General features: G+C 39.4%; 18 protein-coding genes and 1 pseudogene. 13 read left to right on the forward strand and 6 right to left on the reverse strand.

The window, feature by feature from the left end; all coding sequences use genetic code 11:
• Positions 1 to 3: 3 nt before the first annotated feature.
• The 11 genes and pseudogenes from IPK31_12520 to IPK31_12570 all read left to right on the forward strand — a co-directional run bounded on the left by IPK31_12520 (position 4) and on the right by IPK31_12570 (position 12,373).
• Complete coding sequence (locus IPK31_12520) at positions 4 to 231, forward strand: MoaD/ThiS family protein (protein ID MBK8088691.1); 228 nt, start codon at positions 4 to 6, stop codon at positions 229 to 231.
• A 2-nt stretch (positions 232 to 233) separates the two neighbouring features.
• Positions 234 to 1,358, forward strand: a complete 1,125-nt coding sequence (locus IPK31_12525; GenBank protein ID MBK8088692.1) for a HesA/MoeB/ThiF family protein — start codon at positions 234 to 236, stop codon at positions 1,356 to 1,358.
• Positions 1,358 to 1,798 (forward strand): molybdenum cofactor biosynthesis protein MoaE, encoded by a 441-nt coding sequence (locus IPK31_12530; GenBank protein ID MBK8088693.1) that lies wholly within the window; start codon positions 1,358 to 1,360, stop codon positions 1,796 to 1,798. Before IPK31_12525 ends, IPK31_12530 begins: the two co-directional genes overlap by 1 nt.
• A 3-nt stretch (positions 1,799 to 1,801) precedes the next feature.
• Positions 1,802 to 2,713, forward strand: a complete 912-nt coding sequence (locus tag IPK31_12535) for a bifunctional molybdenum cofactor biosynthesis protein MoaC/MoaB (GenBank protein MBK8088694.1) — start codon at positions 1,802 to 1,804, stop codon at positions 2,711 to 2,713.
• 238 nt (positions 2,714 to 2,951) lie between these two features.
• Complete coding sequence (gene hemA / locus IPK31_12540; GenBank protein ID MBK8088695.1) at positions 2,952 to 4,196, forward strand: 5-aminolevulinate synthase; 1,245 nt, start codon at positions 2,952 to 2,954, stop codon at positions 4,194 to 4,196.
• Entirely contained in the window at positions 4,141 to 5,667 is a 1,527-nt protein-coding gene (gene hemC / locus IPK31_12545; protein MBK8088696.1) for a hydroxymethylbilane synthase, read from the forward strand. The genes hemA and hemC overlap by 56 nt, the downstream gene beginning before the upstream one ends.
• Positions 5,628 to 5,930 (forward strand): hypothetical protein, encoded by a 303-nt coding sequence (locus tag IPK31_12550; protein MBK8088697.1) that lies wholly within the window; start codon positions 5,628 to 5,630, stop codon positions 5,928 to 5,930. The genes hemC and IPK31_12550 overlap by 40 nt, the downstream gene beginning before the upstream one ends.
• Positions 5,858 to 6,622 (forward strand): porphobilinogen synthase, encoded by a 765-nt coding sequence (gene hemB / locus IPK31_12555; GenBank protein ID MBK8088698.1) that lies wholly within the window; start codon positions 5,858 to 5,860, stop codon positions 6,620 to 6,622. Before IPK31_12550 ends, hemB begins: the two co-directional genes overlap by 73 nt.
• A 12-nt stretch (positions 6,623 to 6,634) precedes the next feature.
• Positions 6,635 to 8,151: pseudogene (locus tag IPK31_12560) on the forward strand (TSUP family transporter).
• A 249-nt stretch (positions 8,152 to 8,400) separates the two neighbouring features.
• A complete protein-coding gene (locus tag IPK31_12565) occupies positions 8,401 to 10,983 on the forward strand; it encodes a TonB-dependent receptor (GenBank protein MBK8088699.1) in 2,583 nt (860 codons plus the stop codon).
• 214 nt (positions 10,984 to 11,197) lie between these two features.
• Positions 11,198 to 12,373, forward strand: a complete 1,176-nt coding sequence (locus tag IPK31_12570) for an O-succinylhomoserine sulfhydrylase (protein ID MBK8088700.1) — start codon at positions 11,198 to 11,200, stop codon at positions 12,371 to 12,373.
• Between the two features lie 99 nt (positions 12,374 to 12,472).
• On the opposite strand, the gene IPK31_12575 is transcribed toward IPK31_12570, so the two are convergent.
• The 4 genes from IPK31_12575 to IPK31_12590 form a co-directional block, all read right to left on the reverse strand.
• Entirely contained in the window at positions 12,473 to 12,961 is a 489-nt protein-coding gene (locus IPK31_12575) for a hypothetical protein (GenBank protein ID MBK8088701.1), read from the reverse strand.
• Between the two features lie 191 nt (positions 12,962 to 13,152).
• A complete protein-coding gene (locus IPK31_12580; GenBank protein ID MBK8088702.1) occupies positions 13,153 to 13,911 on the reverse strand; it encodes an SDR family NAD(P)-dependent oxidoreductase in 759 nt (252 codons plus the stop codon).
• A gap of 74 nt (positions 13,912 to 13,985) precedes the next feature.
• The gene (locus tag IPK31_12585; GenBank protein ID MBK8088703.1) at positions 13,986 to 15,239 is read right to left on the reverse strand and encodes a divalent metal cation transporter; all 1,254 of its coding nucleotides are present in this window, start codon (positions 15,237 to 15,239) and stop codon (positions 13,986 to 13,988) included.
• A gap of 277 nt (positions 15,240 to 15,516) precedes the next feature.
• Positions 15,517 to 15,861, reverse strand: coding sequence for a cupin domain-containing protein (locus IPK31_12590; GenBank protein MBK8088704.1), 345 nt, complete (start codon positions 15,859 to 15,861; stop codon positions 15,517 to 15,519).
• 333 nt (positions 15,862 to 16,194) lie between these two features.
• Here IPK31_12590 and IPK31_12595 point away from each other — a divergent pair, with 333 nt between their 5' ends.
• Positions 16,195 to 17,757, forward strand: a complete 1,563-nt coding sequence (locus IPK31_12595; GenBank protein MBK8088705.1) for a pectate lyase — start codon at positions 16,195 to 16,197, stop codon at positions 17,755 to 17,757.
• Between the two features lie 46 nt (positions 17,758 to 17,803).
• Positions 17,804 to 18,472: a LamG domain-containing protein gene (locus IPK31_12600; GenBank protein ID MBK8088706.1), complete on the forward strand. Its 669-nt coding sequence runs from the start codon at positions 17,804 to 17,806 to the stop codon at positions 18,470 to 18,472.
• A gap of 68 nt (positions 18,473 to 18,540) precedes the next feature.
• On the opposite strand, the gene IPK31_12605 is transcribed toward IPK31_12600, so the two are convergent.
• Together IPK31_12605 and IPK31_12610 are read right to left on the reverse strand one after the other, a co-directional pair.
• A complete protein-coding gene (locus IPK31_12605; protein MBK8088707.1) occupies positions 18,541 to 20,178 on the reverse strand; it encodes a hypothetical protein in 1,638 nt (545 codons plus the stop codon).
• 59 nt (positions 20,179 to 20,237) lie between these two features.
• Positions 20,238 to 21,080: a hypothetical protein gene (locus tag IPK31_12610; protein ID MBK8088708.1), complete on the reverse strand. Its 843-nt coding sequence runs from the start codon at positions 21,078 to 21,080 to the stop codon at positions 20,238 to 20,240.
• Between the last annotated feature and the right edge of the window lie 26 nt (positions 21,081 to 21,106).

The following is a 21,106-nucleotide window of genomic DNA, read 5'->3' on the forward strand; positions in this document are numbered from 1 at the left end:
GCAATGATCACTGTTTTATTTTTTGGTAAGCTGGCAGAGGTTGCAGAAAGTTCAGTTGAAGTGCAGAAGGTATCTTCAACAGATGAATTGCTGGCACAACTGCATGCACAATATCCTTTGCTTGCAAGTGAAAAGTTTGTGATGGCAGTCAATAAGAAAATGATCAGCTCTAATACAACACTCAGCGATAATTCTACAGTAGCTTTACTGCCACCATTCTCAGGGGGATAAACATGAACAACGACCAACTATATGAACGTTACCAGCGGCAACTCATCCTCAAAGGATTTGGTGCAGAAGCACAACAGAAATTACTGTTGGCTTCTGTATTGGTGATCGGTGCAGGGGGTTTGGGTTGTCCGGTGTTGCAATACCTTGTTGCAGCAGGTGTTGGTAGTATTGGCATTGTGGATGATGATGTGGTGTCGCTTTCGAATTTGCACCGGCAGGTTTTGTATAATGTGCAAATGATTGGTAAGCCAAAAACAAATTGCGCTGTTGAAGTATTGCAGCAATTGAATCCGCAGGTGAAGTTTACTGTTTACAATGAGCGGTTAACAAATCAAAATGCCGCCGGTATTCTTTCGTTGTATAATGTGATCGTTGATGGATCTGATAATTTTGCCACCCGTTATTTAGTGAATGATGCTTCTGTACTATTGAACAAGCCATTGGTCTATGGTGCTGTTTCACAATACGAAGGACAGGTGGCAGTGTTTAATGTGTTACAGAACAATGTACGTTCAGCCAATTACCGTGATCTGTTTCCATATCCGCCAAAGAAAGGCGAAGTGTTGAATTGTGCAGAAGCAGGAGTGCTGGGTGTTTTACCCGGTATCATTGGCACAATGATGGCGAATGAAACCATCAAGCTTATCACAGGAACAGGAAAACTGCTTGTGAATCGTTTGCTTACTTACAATACCCTTAATAATCTAACTTACGATCTGGAACTAACAGCAAGGATTGAAACACGTTCGCTGATACCTGCAACAGAAGATGAATTGCTGCAAACAGATTATGAATGGCTGTGCAGTTCAGCAACTGCAGTGAATGAAATTGATGCAAATACATTCAATGCTATCATTGCTGAGGGAACAGCAGCGATTGTGGATGTAAGGGAGAAAGATGAATTACCTGTTGTAACAGAGTTTAGTCATTTGCAGATATCGTTAAACCAACTGCAACAACATACAGCATGGCTTACAGAAGATACGATTGTTGTATTTTGTTTATCAGGAAAACGGAGTGCACAGGCGGCAAAACAGTTGACAGAATTATTTGGTGCATCGAAAAAAATCTATAGTTTAAAAGGCGGCATTCAGCAATGGATGCAGGAACAAAAACAAACCGTGTAATGGAACGTAAACCGAAGAGTATATTTACACAAGGTGCAATTGCAGCTTCATTTATTGCCGATAGTATTGCAAAACACAGTTCGAAAACTGGTATCGGCGCACACAGCATTTTCTTAGGACAGGTGAGGTCTGATGTGATCGATGACAAGAAAGTAGCTGCCATCGAATACACAACGTATGAAGAACTGGCTTTGGAAAAAATGCATGTTATCCGTGAAGAAACGTTTGCAAAGTATGAACTCACCTGTATGCATGTACATCACAGTTTAGGTAAAGTGGCAGTGGGCGAAATATGTTTGTTTGTCTTTACTTCGTCTTCACATCGCCGTGCAGCAATTGATGCCTGCAACGAAGTGGTGGAACGTATCAAAACAGAACTGCCTGTTTGGGGAAAGGAATTATTTGAAGATGAAACACATCAGTGGAAAGTAAATCAATAAGCAATGGTCAACATCACACATAAGTCAACTACTTTACGACAGGCAATCGCAACAGCAATACTTACTGTTTCAAAACAGGAAACGATTGATGCTATTCAAAACAAAGCCGTTCCCAAAGGTGATGTGTTTGAATTTTCAAGAGCAGCCGGTTTGCTTGCGATTAAAAAGACAAGTGATGTGATTCCTGATTGTCACCCGTTGCCGGTTGAGTTTGCTTCCATTAAGCATGAAATAAATGGATTGAATATTCGTATCTCCGTTGAAGTACATACGATTTATAAAACAGGTGTTGAAGTTGAAGCCATGCATGGTGCGGCCATCACTGGATTAACGATGTACGATATGCTGAAACCCCTGGATAAAGGCGTAGAGATTTCTTCTATCAAACTCGAAAGCAAGAAAGGTGGCAAAACCGATTTCAAAGATGAGTTGAAAGAAAGCATCCGTACAGCTGTAATCGTTTGTTCCGATACTGTTGCAGCAGGTACAAAGGAAGACAGCAGCGGTAAAGCCATTCTCCAAAAGTTAGAACAGCATCAACTCAAAGCATCGGTGTATGAAATCATTCCCGATGAGTTTGATGTGATTCAATCAAAAGCAAAACAATACAGCAGCGAAGGGTATAACCTCATCCTGTTTACGGGTGGTACCGGTTTGTCGCCCAGAGATGTTACACCCGATGCAATTCAGCCATTACTGGACAGAGAAATACCCGGAATGATGGAAGCGGCCCGCAGCTACGGCCAGCAACGGACACCATATGCTATGCTGTCGAGAGGGGTAGCAGGTTTTATTGACAATTCCCTTGTTATTACTTTGCCCGGTTCCACCAAAGGTGCAGAGGAAACCATGGATGCATTATTCCCTTATGTACTTCATTTATTTCGGGTGGCAGGTGGAATGAGGCATAATTAACTGATTTTTTTGTGAGATGAAGTCAGTTTTACCAGAATTCGGCAAGAAATGGTTTACTGGCAGTTTGAAGAAAAAAAATCCCGGTTATTCTCATATCTCCTGTTGATTTTCCCCTTTTTTTAGCAGATCACTCATAACTTTCGGGGAACAAATAACTATTGTTTGTTTTGGTGCAAAATTTAGTCTACTAAATAGGTAGGAAACTCCTATTTTTGTCATTCGTTTACATTGGGAAAGTATGTTTGATTACAACTCTTTTTTGTCTGAAAAATTACAGCAGCTGAAAACAGACGGTGCCTACCGTTATTTTTTGGAAGTAAACAAAAGTGCCCGTCATTTTCCGCAATTTCATTATACTGATGAGGAGGGTGTGCCGCATGCAGCAGTTAACTGGTGCAGTAACGACTATCTCGGTATGAGTACAAATGAAGAAGTTATTTCAAAACTCAGCTTTACATCGCACAGCAGCGGAACGGGCAGCGGTGGTACACGCAATATTTCAGGTACAACCAATCATCATAAAGAACTTGAGAGGGTATTGGCCGCCTGGCATAAAAAAGAAGCGGCTTTATTATTCAATGGCGCTTACCAGGCAAATGTTACCACACTACAAACACTGGGCAAAAATATTCCCGGTCTTGTTTTTCTTTCAGATGAAAGAAATCATGCTTCAATTATTGAGGGAATCCGTGGATGCAAAAACGAAAAGAAAGTTTTCCGTCATAATGATTTAGAACACCTGGAAGAAATACTGGCAGCCATACCACAGGATAAACCAAAGCTGATTGTTTTCGAATCTGTTTACTCTATGAGCGGCAGCATTTCTCCGTTAAAAGAAATAGCAGCGCTTGCAGCAAAGTACAATGCACTTACTTACATTGATGAAGTGCATGGCGTTGGATTATACGGATCAACAGGAGCAGGAATTTTAGAACAGGAAGGATTGCAGGATAAAATTGATATCGTAAATGGAACGCTTTCTAAAGCAATCGGTGTTTTTGGCGGTTATATTGCAGCTTCTGCAACAATGATCGACTTCATCAGAAGTTTTGGCAGTGGTTTTATTTTCACTACTTCATTACCGCCGGCTATTTGTTCTGCTGCTGTTAAAAGTATACAGGTTATTCAGCGGGATCAAACGATCAGGCAAAAGTTTTTTGAAAATGTAAAGCAACTCAGAGCTTCCCTGTCTGCTAATCATATTGCTTACAAACAAAATTTATCACATATTACCATACTGCCGGTAGAAGGGGCTTCTCTTTGCAGAGAAGTTGCTGAAAAGTTATTAAAGCAGCATGGTATTTATTTACAACCCATCAATTATCCAACAGTGCCGGTTGGAGAAGAATGTCTGCGGTTGATCATAACTGCAAAGCATTTGCCCAAGCATATCAATCACCTGGCCTACAGCCTTAAACGAATTTTATATGGAGACCATAAAGCTGATTGGCAGGAGTTCCCGGCTATCACTGTTGCAGATTGATATTGTGAAACAGAAAATTCTCACAGCATTTCCCAAAATGAATGTGGAAGTGATTGCAAGAAGCAGCAGGGGTGATGCACTGCAGGAAATTCCCTTACATACCGTAGACGGCAGTGATTTTTTTACGCAGGATATTTTTGATGCACTGGAAAAAGGAGAAGCAGATATTGCTGTTCATTCATTAAAAGATATGAGCAGTGAACATTTTTTTGGCAATAATTATTTTTCAATTGTTGACAGGGATGATGTAAGAGATATTGCCATCTTCAACAACGATATAATAAAGAAGATAGAACAGGGTGAAACAATTATAATCGGTACATGCTCACCCAGAAGAGAAGAGATGGCTGTTGGGTTTTTAAAAAGAGCTTTACCTCAGTTGAAAGGTAAAATTAGGATTGAAACGAAACCGATACGTGGTAATGTTGAAACCCGGTTAAGAAAACTTAATGGCGGTGAATACGATGCTACTATTCTTGCAACAGCAGGAATCAACCGTTTGCTCAGAAGTAACGAAGATGTCCTTCTTATAAAACAACTGCTGGCAGAGAAAAAAATAATGCTTCTTCCTTTAATTGAATGCGTTCCTGCTCCCTGCCAGGGAGCTATTGCAGCTGAAGCACATCATACAAATACAAGTGCAATTGAAATTTTAAAAGCTGTAAATGATGAACAGCTATTTGCAGATTGTGTTGCTGAAAAAAAGGAAGCAGTCAATTATGGTGCAGGATGTATCCAGAAATTCGGTGTAACAACCATTCATACTAGAAACGGCAGCTATCTGTATGCAGCAGGAAAAGATGCTGAAGGGACAACATTCCTTAAATGGAATGTATTGCCTGATATGGTTGTGAAAGAAGAAGCAATTTTTTCATCCACTGATTTTATGAAAGACTTCTTTCGTTATGAATGGAGCAATGAAAAATTAGCAGTTGAGCAGCCGGTTGTATTTGTTGCCAATTATAAATCTGTACAGCATCAGTCAGCAAAAGAAGTGTTGACAGGAAAAAAGATTTATGCTTCCGGCACAAGAACCTGGTATGAATTGGCAAAACAGGGTCATTGGGTAGAGGGTTGTGCAGATGCGCTTGGTTTTGAAAGTTTCCTCACCGTATTGCAGATGCCGTTACTGCAAATACAACAAAACGACGTTTGTATTTTAACACATGAAGAAGCTGCTGAACGATGGATTGAAAAAGGGTATCATGCGGTGAGTAATTATAAATTACTGGACGAAGAGAATAACTCAATTGCGGAGAAAATAGCAGCAGCAGATTTTATCTTCTGGAGCAGTTTTTCACAGTACCAGTTTTATGGCCAATTCAGTAAAGCAACTGCAGTGAATGCATGTGCAGGTGGAGAGACTGCTGCATTATTAAAACAGCAGGGAATTGAACCTGTTATTTTTCCAACCATTAAATCATTTGAGGAATGGAGAAGATCTTCTATCCGGCCACACAGCGTCGCCTGAGGGCCGATGAACATATCAGGGAGCTGACAGCTTCTGTAAGGCTTTCTCACAAAGCCTTCATTCAGCCATTGTTTGTGGATGAATCATTGTCGGCCCCAAGAGAAGTAAATGGTTTGGCAGGCATTGAAGTGGATACAATTGAATCTGTATTACACACAATAGAAGCTGATCTTAAAAGTGGAGTCAGTAAATTTTTATTATTTCCGGTGCCTGCAAAAAAACGGAGACTGATTTTGATTTCAGTTTTGCAACATCGGTTGTAAAGAAAATAAAAGAAACCTTTGCTGATGCTGTTTGGCTGAGTACAGATGTTTGCCTTTGCAGTTATACAACACACGGACATTGTGGTATTCTCAATAAAAATCATTCAGCACTAATCAATAATAAAACAGTGGAAGTGCTGGCGAAGTATGCTGTACAGTTATCAAATGCCGGAGCCAATTGTATTGCACCAAGTGATATGATGGATGGTAGGATCGAAGCAATCAGAACATCGCTGGATGCATTTGGATATGATACTGTAAGTATCATGAGCTATGCAGCAAAGTTCAGCTCACAGTTTTATGGTCCGTTTCGTGACGCCTGTCATTCAGCACCCAACAGCAAGGGATTAAAGAACAGGAAAACCTACCAGATGTCGCCTTTCAATATCAATGATGCAATTGCCAGTGCATTGCGTGATGAAAAAGAAGGAGCAGATATTTTGATGGTGAAACCAGCAGCATTGTATACAGATGTAATTGCGAAGTTGAAACAGCAAACACTGAAACCTGTTGCTGCTTATCATGTAAGTGGTGAGTATGCAGCAATAGAAAGTTTAGCGGCACAGGATTTATTAAACCGTGAAGCTGCTCATATTGAAACATGGGCCGCATTAACAAGAAGCGGAGCAGATATTATTATTTCTTATGCAGCAAGAAATGCAAAGGAATGGATTGAAAAAGTAAGTATATAAAGAAAGAGAAGCATGGATAATCAAATTGAACAGAATTTAACGGAGGCGGAAACTGAGAGTAAAAAGAAAAATCAGTTGTATCCTGTTTTCTTAAAACTCGAACAGCTGAATACATTACTTGTTGGTGCCGGAAATGTAGGGCTGGAAAAACTGCATTCATTACTTTCTAATTCACCGGAAGCAAAAATTACAATTGTTGCACCTGAAGTAAAAGAAGAAGTAAGACGTTTGGTTTGGAAGCATCCTTCCTGCACCATTGTTCAAAAAGAATTTGAAGAGTCTGATTTGGATAGTAAAGAATTAATCATTCTTGCCACAGATAACAGGGAACTGCATATAAGGATAAAAGAGATGGCTGCTCAACGGAAAATTTTAGTGAACGTAGCTGACACCCCTGATCTTTGTGATTTTTATCTTGGAAGTATTGTACAGAAGGGAAGCCTGAAGATTGCTATTTCTACTAATGGAAAATCACCTACTGCTGCCAAGCGGATTAAGGAAGTGTTACATGATGCATTACCTGGTGAACTGGATGAAGTAATTGATAACCTGCAAAAAGTAAGGAACAGGCTAAATGGAAACTTTGAAGCGAAAGTGAAGAAGCTGAACTCCATTACTAAAGTACTGGTGGAAAAGGATACTACTGACAGTGCAAGACGCTGGAGAAAGATTGCCACTTTCTCATTACTCATTTTTGCTTCCATGCTGATCGGGCATTTTATTTTATCATACCTGCCGTTGCAGCAAATGACAGATGATACTGTTGCCTGGTACAAAACACTAGATAAGAATTTTCACTGGATGGTGCTGGCAGGTTTTCTTGCACAGATGGTAGACGGTGCAACCAGTATGGGTTATGGTGTTACAAGTTCGATTGTATTACAAACGGCACAGGTAAGCCCTGCTGCTATCAGTGCAGGTATTCATACTGCCGAAATGTTTACGAGTGGTGCTTCCGGGTACAGTCATTATAAATTCGGAAACGTAAATAAGAAATTATTCAAAGCCTTACTCATACCCGGTGTTATCGGCGCTGTACTTGGAGCATTGCTGCTGGTTTGGTTTGATGATACGCATATTAAATTCCTTCGCCCGGCTATGGCTGTTTACACAATGATTCTCGGTATAAAAATCTTCAGCAACGCTTTCCGTGCATTAAATGAAAAAAAGAAATTCAAACGATTCGGCTGGCTGGCTGGTGCAGGTGGTTTTCTTGATTCATTTGGTGGTGGAGGATGGGGCCCAATTGTAACTTCTACTTTAATTACGAAGGGAAGAACTCCAAAGTACGTTGTGGGATCAGTAAGTCTCACTGAGTTCTTTGTTACGCTGGCAAGTGCCTTTACTTTTTTGCATTAATCGGTGTGCAGAACTGGCAGGTTGTACTGGCTCTTGTGATTGGCGGCGTACTCGCTGCTCCAATTGCAGCAAGATTAGCAGGCAAATTGCCAAGAAAGGCTTCGTTTATTTTTCTGGGGCTGGTTGTAATTGCCTGGAGCATCCGAATACTGTATAAAGCCATTTGGTAAATTTTTTTAAAATAAAAGTCTACTAATTTTGTAGGGTTATAATTATCTTCTATGTTTGCATTGTATAATACTATGAACAGGCAGAATAGTCATACAGGTATTTCCAGAGTTTCAGCTAAAGGAATACGATGTTGTTATTGCCTATAGTTAACCGTTTCTCTGCCATAACTGACCATACTTTATTTCTTCATGCTGCCTTGTAAGAGGCATGGTATTTTTAAAAATAAAAACTTTAAAAACTATTTTATAATGCGAAAGAGTTTACAACTGTTTTTTCTGCTTACCGTGCTAATTCAGGCGGCATATGGGCAAAGCAATTTAACCGGGTATATTAAAGACGGAAAGGGTGCGCCTGTTGAAGCTGCATCCGTAAAAGTAAAAAGATCATCAATTGCAACTATTGCAGATGCTAAGGGGCGCTTTAGTATTCCTGCACCAAAAGAACTTCCGTTTATACTTCTTATATCTTCTGTTGGTTATTATGCCAGCGAAGTAGAGATTTCAACACTTAAGGATTCTGTATTGAATATTGTTTTGATTGATAATAACCAGTTGTCTGAAGTTGTCATTACTTCAAGACGAAGAATAGAAACTGCACAAAATGTTCCCATTGCTATTTCTGTAATAGGAAGCTCCCAGATTGAAAATGCAGGAGCATTTAATGTAAACCGCTTAAAAGAATTAGTACCAAGTGTGCAGCTTTATACATCGAACCCCCGCAACACAGGTATCAATATTCGGGGACTTGGCTCACCATTCGGGCTCACCAATGATGGTCTTGATCCCGGAGTAGGGTTCTATGTAGATGGTGTTTATTTTGCCAGACCAGCAGCAGCAACACTTGATTTTATTGACATCGAACAGGTTGAAGTATTGCGTGGCCCGCAAGGAACACTGTTTGGGAAAAACACAACTTCAGGTGCATTTAACATTACAACACGCAAAGCAAGTTTTAACCCGGGTGCCAATTTTGAATTGAGTTATGGTAACTATGGTTATGTACAGGCCAAAGCTTCAATAACTGGTGCATTAAGTAAGAAATTAGCAGGACGCATCTCTTTCTCAGGTACTCAACGTAACGGATTGATCGAGAATGTGCGTACCGGAAAATATACAAATGACATTAATAACCTGGGGTTTCATGGTCAGCTTTTGTTCAAGCCATCAGTCAATACTTCTATAATACTGTCTGCAGATAACTCCAGACAGCGTCCTGATGGCTATGCACAGGTAGTAGCAGGAGTTGTAACAACAAAACGTGCCGGTTACCGTCAGTTTGATTCAATCATTGCAGCGCTTAATTATCAATTGCCAAGCAGAAATGCATTTGACAGGAAAATTGATCATGATGTTCCCTGGAATTCAGGTAATGACCTCGGAGGTGTATCATTAAATATTGAACAAAAAATAGGGGCCGGTACACTTACCTCAACCACTGCATGGCGCTATTGGGATTGGGATCCTTCTAACGACAGAGACTTTACCGATTTGCAGACTTTGGCAAAATCTCAAAACCCTGCTAAGCACCGAAACTTGTCGCAGGAAGTTCGCTATGCAGGTCAGTTATCTTCCCGCCTGAGTGGTGTAGTTGGTGTATTTTATATTGATCAGGAAGTTAAAATTAACGGCACTGAAGAATCAGGTTCAGCTCAGTGGCGTTTTTCACAAAGCTCAACAAGCAGTCTTTGGAAAACACCGGGTCTTTTTGAAGGATACGGTATCTACACGAAGGCTTCCATTAAATCGAAGAGCGCTGCCGTATTCACAAACGTTGATTGGGAAGTTGCAAAAGGTTTTCACATATTACCGGGATTGCGTTACAACTACGATAGAAAAGATGTTATCTACAATCGTGTAGCTGCAGGTGGATTGGATACTGCCACATATAATGGAACAACTGCTCAAAAACTTACTTTGCAGGGTTTTAAAAATGGAGTTTATACCAGCCAGTCTTATGTTGCAAATGCTGATGAGAATAACCTCACGTACCAGCTTACAGCAGCATACAGACCCAATAAGCATATTAATACTTACGCAACTTATTCTACCAGCTTTAAGCCAGTTGGTGTTAACGTTGCCGGTTTGCCAACTGTTAATAATGAGGCAGCAACTAATCTGTCGGTTATAAAACCTGAAAGTGTAAAACATTTTGAAGTTGGTATAAAAACTAACCCAAGCTATAATTTTATTTTAAACCTTACCTTTTATAATACAGACATTAAAGATTACCAGACAAATGTTCAATCACCGGAGTTGGGTGTAAACCGTGGTTATATTGCCAATGCTGAAAAGGTGAATGTAAAAGGAATTGAGCTTGATGTAAATATTAAGTTGAACCAGCATTTTACATTTTTTGGAGCGGGTGCTTATACAGATGCTAAATATGTGAAGTTTACCAATGCTCCATTACCATTGGAAGAAACAGGAACAACAGTAAATGGCGTTCAGGTTGCGTTCAAGGATATTTCAGGGGGTCAGTTGCCAGGTATCTCAAAGTGGTCGGGATCATTGGGTGGAGAGGTTACAACAGCAACTTCTTTTTTAAATAAGCCTGGTAAATTCTTTGTGGCTTTAGAAAGTTTCTATCGCTCATCATTCTCTTCAAGCCCGTCTCCCTCAACATTTCTGAATATTGATGGCTATACACTTGTTAACGGAAGAATTGGATTCCGGGCAGTTAATAATGGTTTTTCTGCTTTTATCTGGGGGCGTAATTTGTTTAATAAAAACTATTATGAACAACTTTTGCCTGCAGGTGGTAATGCCGGACATTATGCAGCTGTTTTGGGTGATCAGAGAATCTATGGTATTACGTTACGTTATTCACTTTAATAAAGAATAGTCAAGTAGTTTTTATATGGCAAGCAATCGTAAAAGTAAGCAGACGTCCCGTCCTGATGTTCATATGTGTACAAAAGAAAATTATTTCACTACCGTTAGTTTACCGAAAAAGGATAGACTGTATACTTAAAATCTGTTTTTCTGATTCCTGAAAAGGCTTTAGCCTGTAACTTCGCAGCTTTACAATCAGATCAACCAGAAAGCAATGAGCAAAAGACATCCGCAAACAGATGCCATACGTTTACAAACAAAACGGACGAACGAAAAAGAACATTCCACCCCTTTATTCTTAACCAGCAGTTTTACCTATGATTCTGCCGAAGAGATGGCAGCTGCTTTTGCTGATGACAGTCTTGATGTAAATATCTATTCCCGTTTTTCTAACCCAACAGTTGATGAGTTTATAAATAAGATTGCTGCCTTAGAAGGAGCAGAAGATGGTATCGCAACCGGCACAGGAATGGCAGCTGTGTTTTCTACCTTCATGACCTTTCTCAGCAAGGGTGATCATATCATTTCTGCTTCGGCGGTATTTGGTTCTACGCATACCATTCTCACAAAGTATTTACCGAAGTGGGGATTTGAATCATCTTACTTTGATATGAATGCGCCGGAAACAATTGAAGCCCTTATCAAACCAAATACAAAACTGCTGTATGTTGAAACTCCTTCTAATCCCGGATTAGATATCATCGATCTCGAATATGTTGCAGCTATTTGTAAAAAGCATCATATTTTATTTGTAGTTGATAATTGTTTTGCAACTCCGGCTGTGCAGCAGCCAATTAAATTCGGTGCTGATTTGGTTTTACATTCAGCCACCAAGTTTATTGATGGACAGGGAAGGGTATTGGGTGGAGTAGTGGTTGGGAAAAAAGATTTGATTCATGATCTGTATTTGTTTGTACGCAATACAGGTCCTTCATTAAGCCCGTTCAATGCATGGGTATTAACGAAGAGTTTAGAAACCTTGTTTATCCGTATGGACAAACATGCAGATAATGCATTACAGCTGGCAAAGAAATTAGAAGCAAATCCAAAACTTAACTGGGTGAAATATCCATTTCTTCCATCGCACCCTCAGCATGCAATTGCTGTAAAACAAATGAGTAATGGTGGCGGTATTGTTACGTTTGAATTAAAAGGTGGAATAGAAAGCGGAAGGAAGTTTTTAAACGCACTGGAAATGTTGTCGATGACAAATAATCTTGGCGACAGCAGAAGCATTGCATCTCATCCTGCATCCACAACACATTCAAAACTTTCAGTTGATGAAAAGAGAGCAGTTGGAATTACTGATGGTCTTGTACGTATTTCTGTTGGTTTAGAGCATATCAGTGATATTATTGCAGATATTGAACAGGCATTGGAGAAGTGTTAATAGAAGTCAGGCCGCTCAATGCGGCCAGACTTATTATAAAAAAAATCCCCGGCCAAAAATGCGCCGGGAATCTATATCACCTGATAAAACCAAAACATCTTATTTAGAAGTCATCGTTTCGTTATTTCCTTTTACTTTTTTCAGCAGCATAATATAACCGCAGCAATCTTTCTTTCCTTTGTTAACCTGAACGGGCTTAATCATATGCCATTCTGATACTTTGGGCATAAAGCCATAGCTAATAATATTACCTTCTGAATAGCCGTATAATTTTTTGTAATACACCTGTTTTTCATCATAGTCATACATTCTTACTTCGTGCAGTTTACTGCTGGGATCGCCGATGAAAACAATCTGGTACCATGCACCCTGTGTAAGCGGAACAATCACAGGCATTTCAAATTCACTTTCCATGCTCATGCTGGCTTCCTTTAATACAACAAACCCACTGCTCTCAAACGTTTTCTTTAAACTGTCTACCTGTGCTGAAATAGATTGATTGCCGCAACTGCGCTGACGAATAACATCCTGTGCTTGTGAAGTATAGACGCCCAGAGTAAGGGCAATGATGAAAAGTAAGTTTTTCATTTTGGGCGGATTATTAATTTTTCTGCTGTCTATCAGAGGATTTGGATACGTTTTCAAAGACAAGATACCGCATTTAATATGATATTGGAAGCTTTTCATGGCTATGTTTTATTACTACGTAGGAACTCTTATGGTTAAATATGTGGTTTTTACCATGTCAAGATAACAATAAATATGCCCAAATGCAAGCCCTAACCTTTATAAGTATAGAAGGAATTGGCCTGGGCTGTGCAGGTCAGTACAAGGTCGTTAATACATACATGCGGAGGGAGAGTTGTTGTATAATAAATGACTTCTGCAACGTCCTTTGCACTTAAAGCTTTGTATCCTTCATAAACAGCAGCAGCTTTTTGTTCATCGCCTTTAAAACGGATCATTGAGAACTCTGTTTCAGCTGCACCCGGATGTATTGAAGTAACTTTAATTTGATGCCGCAGCAAATCGATCCGCATTCCCCGGCTGATACTGTCAACAGCTGCTTTACTTGCACAATACACATTGCCTTTTTCATAAGCTTCTTTGCCGGCAGTTGAACCAAGGTTAATGATATGTCCTTTCTTATGATGAATCATAAAAGGGATTACAGCACGGCTTACATACAGCAGGCCTTTCAGGTTTGTGTTGATCATTGTTTCCCAGTCATCAAAATCTGCTTCATCAAAATAATCACGACCCAAAGCAAGCCCGGCATTATTAATCAATACATCAATGTTCCTCCACTCTTCGGGTAAATGACTTATAGCATCAAATACTTCTTTTTTATTCTGTACATCAAAGACAAGAATATGAACATGCACTTTAAATCTTATTTCCAGTTCATGTTTTAATTCTTCCAGGCGTTCTTTTCTTCTGCCATTGAGAATTAAGCTGCAATTATTGGAAGCGAATAATTCTGCACAGGCTTTGCCAAATCCGGAAGTGGCTCCGGTAATAAAAATGGTCTTACTCATGGAATGAAAGTACTTAGAAACTGAATTGGATGGATAAAATCTTTACTGAAATAGATGATAATTGTTCACTCTTTTTATTTTCCTGTCAGCATCGACCAGATCAGCAGGAGGCTTGCTCCCGACATCAGTATAAAACTGGCAATACCAAGAATATTTGCCCAGCGGCTGTTGGTATATTCGCCCATGATTTTTTTGTTGTTACTGATATGCAGAATCAGCGCAATTAACAACGGGGCAATCAAACCATATAAAACAGCAGTGTAGAACAGCATTTTAACAGGGCTGATTCCGACGAAGTTGATCACTAACCCAATCAGCATAGAAATGATCAGGGTGATATAAAAGCCTTTTGCCTGATAGAATTTTTTATCGAGCCCTTCCTCCCATTCAAAAATTTCGGCCATCATATAACTTAATGAGCCTCCAAGTACAGGAATGGCCAGTGCACCTGTGCCAAGAACACCGACTGCAAACAGAATATAAGCCCCATCGCCTGCCAGCGGTTTTAATGCCTGTGCTGCCTGCTCAACTGTATCAATCTGGTGAATGCCGGCTTTAAATAATACTGTACCTGTTGCAAGGATGATGAAATAAAACACAAGATTGGTGAGCAGCAAGCCCAGCCTTACATCAATCTTCATATTGCCGATAATAGTTTTATCAACCACCAGGTGGTTTTGATTTTCTTCTTCCACTTCCATGGAGGCCTGCCAGAAAAAAAGATAAGGTGAAATAGTAGTACCGAGGATACCAACCAGTGCCATAAAATACTCGGATGAAACCTGGCAGGAAACAAAGAAGGTACTTCTTAGTGCTTCACGCCAGTTGGTATCAGCAATAAACGGTATTACTAAATAGCAGAATAATGTAATGCAGAGAAACTTTAAAATAAAAGCGATTCGTTTGTAACTCCAGAAGATTGTTGCGGCCATTAAGAGAATGGTAAAAGCAACCGAAAACAGATAAGAGGGTATTGCCGGAAAGAGTAGTGTACCAACGGCCCCCATACCTGCAATATCAGCACCAATGTTTAACGTGATTGATGGAAAACTGACAAGAAGAATTAAATATAAAATGTATTTGGGATAATAGTGTTTAATAACTCCTGTTAAACCATGCCTTGTAACCAGGCCGATCTTTGCACACATTTCCTGTATGGCAACCATGAGCGGATAAGTAGCAATAGCTGTCCATAACAGTTGTGAACCAAACTTTGCACCAGCCTGTGAGTAAGTGGCAATGCCTGATGGATCATCATCACTGGCACCTGTAATTAATCCGGGACCTATGGCTTTGAAGATCTTTTTTATCCGTTCGTTGATCTTCATGCTTTTGTTTTTGTGTGGTGAATATTTTCAGGTAAATCTTTATTGATGTGCAATCTAAATAAGGTTGCCGAAGGTGTCATCAAATACAGCGTCGGTTACAGATTCCATATTGGTTGGCAAGGAAGATGCCAGTAAAGTGAAAGGGACTTTTTGCTCAGTCAAAGTAAACTTCATTGCCAACGTTGTAATTCAGAAAAAAATGATCACTTTAAAGTTATTCTGTTTAGGCAAATAACTTTCTCTAAACGAAAAGACTAACTGTTAAACAGAAATCTCTTTACTTTAGAAAATCCATTCGGGCCGGGGTAAAAACATCAATCAAAACACCTTTCTCGAGAGCGATAACTCCATGCAGTAAATCAGGCGCTACAAAAAAAGAGTCCCCCTGCTCAAGTATTTGTTTATGACCATCAATTGTTATTTCAAAACGTCCTGTCTGTATGTAGGATACCTGGCGGTGAAAATGCTTATGAAGACTGCCTATAGCTCCTTTTTCAAAACGAACACAGACCATCATTATTTGATCATCATAACTGAGGATTTTTCGTTCAACTCCACTGTCTGCGTTCTCCCATTCAATTTTCTCTGCCTGAACAAAAGTGTTTTTGTCAATAGATTCCATAGCTGAATATTTAGTTTATATAAAGATAGTTTTATGTTCATAAGTTTAACGCTTTTCGAAATTATAAATGGTTTAATCTCCGGGCTGGCTGCCTGGCACCTGTCATCATTTATTCGGGATCATTTACGTAGATTACAGGATAGAAAGCAGGACTTGGATGACACCCAATTAAGCTAATAAATAGAAACGATTTGCTTAAAGTATAATAATATGAAAAATTGTTCAGTTGTCTTTGGTCAGAAAGTAATGAAAGACAGGATTTCGGTTTCTTTTTTTCTCAGCTTAATTCTTTCTGTCAAAATATTTTCCCGGATGGCAGTTCTATTGATTTTTATGTCAGCGAATACGTTATTTGCGCAAAAGCAAACACTTACAGAGCGAACTGAACAGGCAATGCTGAAAGCTACAAAATTTATGGTTGATGAGGTTAGCACTAATGGAGGATACGTGTGGTACTATTTGCCTGATTTCTCAAGGAGATGGGGTGAAATGGAAGCATATAATACAATGATTTGGGTGCAGGATGGAGGCACAGTCAGTGCAGGGCATATGCTGCTGGATGCTTACCATGCAACGGGCAATGAGTACTTTTATCAGTCTGCAGAAAAGGCGGCCGCAGCAATGATATGGGGACAAAGTAATGAAGGCGGCTGGAATTATATGATTGATTTTGCCGGGGATAGATCTCTTAAAAACTGGTATAATACGATTGGTAAAAATGGATGGAGACTTGAAGAGTTTCAGCATTATTATGGCAATGATACTTATGATGATGATGTTACATCAGATGCTGCACGTTTCCTTTTAAGAATGTACCTGGAAAAGTTAGATCCAAAATATAAACCGGCTCTTGATAAAGCAATTAATTTTATACTTAAAAGCCAGTACTCTTTGGGGGGATGGCCGCAACGGTATCCGTTGAAATATGATTTTAGGAAAACCGGCCATCCGGACTATTCTTCGTTTTATACTTTTAATGATGATGTAATATGGGAAAATGTCAACTTTCTTGTTCAATGTTATGAAACATTAGGCGAAGAAAGATTTCTTGATCCCATTCACAGAGGAATGAATTTTTATTACATTTCCCAAGGTGCAAACGGAGCATGGGGGCAACAGTATAATTCAGACATGGAAGTAGCCGGGGCAAGAACATATGAACCGGTTGCTTATTTGCCACGTACAACTTTTTGGAATTCTTTTTTGCTGCTGAGGTTTTATGAATATACCGGCGATCGTAAATATCTATCACGGATTCCTGACGCTGTTAAGTGGCTGGAGAAAGTAAAACTTCCTGAAAGTATGACAGAAAAGGGGAAGTATACTCATTCCCTTTATGTAGAGGTGGGTACTGACAAACCGATTTTTGTACACAGGAAGGGTTCCAATGTTACATATGGCTATTATTATATTGATTCAAGTGATACAAAATTACCCGGACATATGTACGGCAAAGGAAATATTGATATTCAAAAACTGAAAGATGAATATTCAAGAGTAAGTATGTTATCCGCTTCAGAAGCAACAAAAAATTCTCCTTTGAAACCAGCCCGGTTTGAAGGGGACGTTTTACCAAAATACTACTATAATCTTGATCGGGGTTATGTGCAGACAGCAGAAGTTTCAGAAACAAAAGCAAATGAAATTATTAATTCACTCGACAGTCAGAACCGCTGGTTAGTTAAACATGTAATGATCAGTAATCCCTATACAACAGATGGACAAAATACAGAACCTGCTGACAGGTATGCGTCCTCTTATGTGGGCGATGAAACTGATACATCACCTTACAGGGATACTTCAGACAGGGAGTATATTTCAACACCTGCATATATCCGGAATATGAACCTGCTGATAAGTTATCTCAATTCAGTTAAGAAAAGAAAAGCGAAATAAACCGTTTAAAGCTTCACAGTTCTATTGAAAAAAATTGGTATGCTGCATGAATAAACTTTCTGTTTTTTTATTTGTTTTTTCATTACTGGTATTTCCGGCCAGAACTTATTACAATACAGGTAAAATAATTATCTGGAAGCTAAAGGACACAGGCAGTGCAGGTAATTTTAAGGCGGTTAAACTGGGTAACCCTTTCGTTAAAATTGAAAACGGGGATACTTCTCTTTATTTTAATGGTATAAATGACGGGTTGATTATTCCTGTAATTCCGATAGAAGGGTGGTCGAAATTTACGATTGAGGTTTTATTTAAACCTGCCGGTGAAGGAACCCCGGCGCCAAGGTTTATTCATTTTGAGGATACTGCATCTAATCGGGGAACTTTTGAACTTAGATTAACCCGGAACAGTCAGTGGTATCTGGATGTTTTTTTGAAAAATGGAAAAACGAATAAAGGTCTTACGCTGATAGATTCAACCAAACTGCATACGGTTAATAAATGGTATTGGGCTGCATTAGTTTATGATGGTAAAAAAATGTACAGTTATATAAATGGACAAAAGGAATTAGAAGGTGAAATTGATTTCCCTGCAATGACAGAAGGTAGAATTTCATTAGGCATGCGGTTAAACAAAGTGAACTGGTACAAAGGTCAGATCAGTGAAATACGGTTTCATCCTGTGAGTCTTGATGCAAAAGCATTACAACATCACTAACGATAAGTTGAACCCCTTCTTTGTGCATCAACTTAGTTTAACTGATTTTTGTAAAAACTCATGTAAAATTATTTCCAAACAATTTGCAAATCTTTAATCAATGTAGCACCGCTTCCAACAGTTCCTGTATGCTGAAAGCCAAAACCTCCTAAATTGCTTTTAGTAATTTCTGCTTCTATATGCACATGCTGAACAACATCAGGTCTGCCGGGAACGATATAATATGCTGCCTTTGTTTCGGCTCGGACGATCATTTTGTTACCTCTTATCTCTACTGAGATGTAACAGTCCGGCCTGTAACATGAGGCTGATACCGGTTTGCTGATTGGTGTGGCAATTCCGTTTTCGTATTTCATTAAAACGAAATCAATGGCATCACTATACTTGGTTGTACGAACCAATCGCAATGCATATCCGCTTAATGTTTTTGTGTTGAATTTAATGAATACATCCATGTATTGTGAACGGGCACTGCTGAAGCCCTGCCCTGCAGTTTTAGAGGGAACTGCTGTAAAAGTTATTTTCATATCACCGAAATTGTTTCCAACAGGTGTATAACGCAGCCGGGCTCCTTTGTTTGCCTGTACTAACCCGGTATCATTTGCAGAGCCATCAATACCTGCTCCATAATACCATGGATCCCGGTTGTTGTCAGCTGCCCAGTCGTAGGTGTCAGCAGGAGCAAAACAATCAAGTGTCCAAAACCCAGGTTTAACTTCTGGTTGATATTTCGTTGACATTCCCTGTAAATCAACATTCAATATTTTGTTATACGATTTTACGTAGCTGGCTGTAACCCGTTCGTTTGTTATCGTCGCAACCGGTTCACCTGCCCTGCAGCGAATATGTTTTGGCGCAACCTTTGCCATAATGTAATAGCCAACATCACCTGCTGTAAGAACATAGCTGAATTTTGGTACGTTAAACCGGGATAGGGCAATTTCAACCGGATTACTGCCTTTTGCATCGCTGCAGCGATACCAGTTTATCAATGACTGATCCTCAAACCTCATATCTAATTTATAGGCAACAATGAGTTTGCCGTCTTTATTATTTATTATTTCAGGAAGCGTACTGAATTCCGGTGCCTTCAGGATAGATGGAGAAATGTAAAGAACACTTGCCGCCCCGAGTCCTGAAGCTGTTGTTGCGTGGATAATCACCTCTTTGGTTTCGTCGTTATCATTGGTTGGAATGACTTCGCAGGTACCACCATCATTAATATTTAGCTTGACGAAGGATCTGTATTCGGGATCAATCGTCCAGTTTATTTGCCCGTCTTTGAATTCATAATTACCGAACTTGTTCAATTTTGTTTTTAATACAACAGTTTCACTTCCGCTTACGATTGTATCCTGCGTAGGCGATATCAGCAACTGAGTGGGTAAATTGGTAAATGATCTTCCACTTTCTTTTTCTGCTGCTGCAACCAATTTTTTTATTTCCATCGGATCCCAGTCATCATTGCCACGTAAAAGATTATACGTGTTGTAAATGATCTTACCGTTATAAAAAAAAAGATATGCATCGAGAATAGTTTTTCCTGTCATATCAATTGTTGATTGAGGATGCTTCATTCCAGTAAAAACAGGTTTGTCATTCAGCTGAATATTGTACTGATAGTTACTTAATTCTTTTGCAGGAATGTCTCTCCAACCCAGGTATGTTACTGTTTTAGAAGTAATACGTGTATCCAGTACAGCCACCTGTCCATGGCTTTTTGTAAAATATTGCTCCCCTCTTGTAAATGAATTAATATCGCAATTCAGGAAAACTGCACCCGTACCGGATGTTCCCCAAAAGGTTTCCCGCTGTAAAAGTCAAAACTGCAATTGAGGTAAATTGCTGTACCGTTTAAGGCATCATCTGTACACTCGAAGTGGCAACGATCAAACAGCGTTCGCTTTCCTCCAATAAATGGACATAAGTTTAAACGGCTTACAAAACGGGTATTCCGGGCAAAGAGCTTATCGCCATCACAAAAAACAAGCTGAGCCTGTACAATGGCTGATCCTCTTTTTTTTCTGTTTAATTCTGGTTTTAGCGGATATTCAAGATCAATGTTGCAGTAATTCCCGAAAGTAATATTTTCAGCACTGGTGCCCTGTCCGGATATTTTAAACATGGTGAAATTTCCTTTGGCACCCATCGTTTGACCACGATTGGATGCCAACACCACATTTTGGGCATCATCAGAAAGACCGTAAAATTTTAACCACTCGCATTTAATTTCAAGACCAAAAGGTGAACTGTTTCCCGGTTTTGGAACACGAACAGTAGTATCATCCGGATCATCAATCCAATATACATAAGGTGCTATATTAAGTACCATAGGTAATTTCTCCGTGCCATTTGTTAAATGTTTTGCAGCTTCGTTTACCGAATTAAAAACGTATTTATATTTTGTAACCTCTGCAAGCGGGAGCTGTGCATCTATATAAAACTCATTTGGCCCAAGTGTGATTCTTTTGCCCTTATACACTATGTAGTCTCCATAAAATACCAGCTCTTTAGTCAAATTATTCTTCTGTGCCTCTGCAAAATTCTGAACAGAAAGAAACAGAAGAATAAACAGGAGTGAAATATTAGTATGAAATTTCTGACACATGGTTTGTTTTTTAAATTGAACTGTCT

Source organism: Chitinophagaceae bacterium (genome assembly GCA_016713085.1).
In the GTDB taxonomy this organism is placed as follows: Bacteria; Bacteroidota; Bacteroidia; order Chitinophagales; family Chitinophagaceae; genus Lacibacter.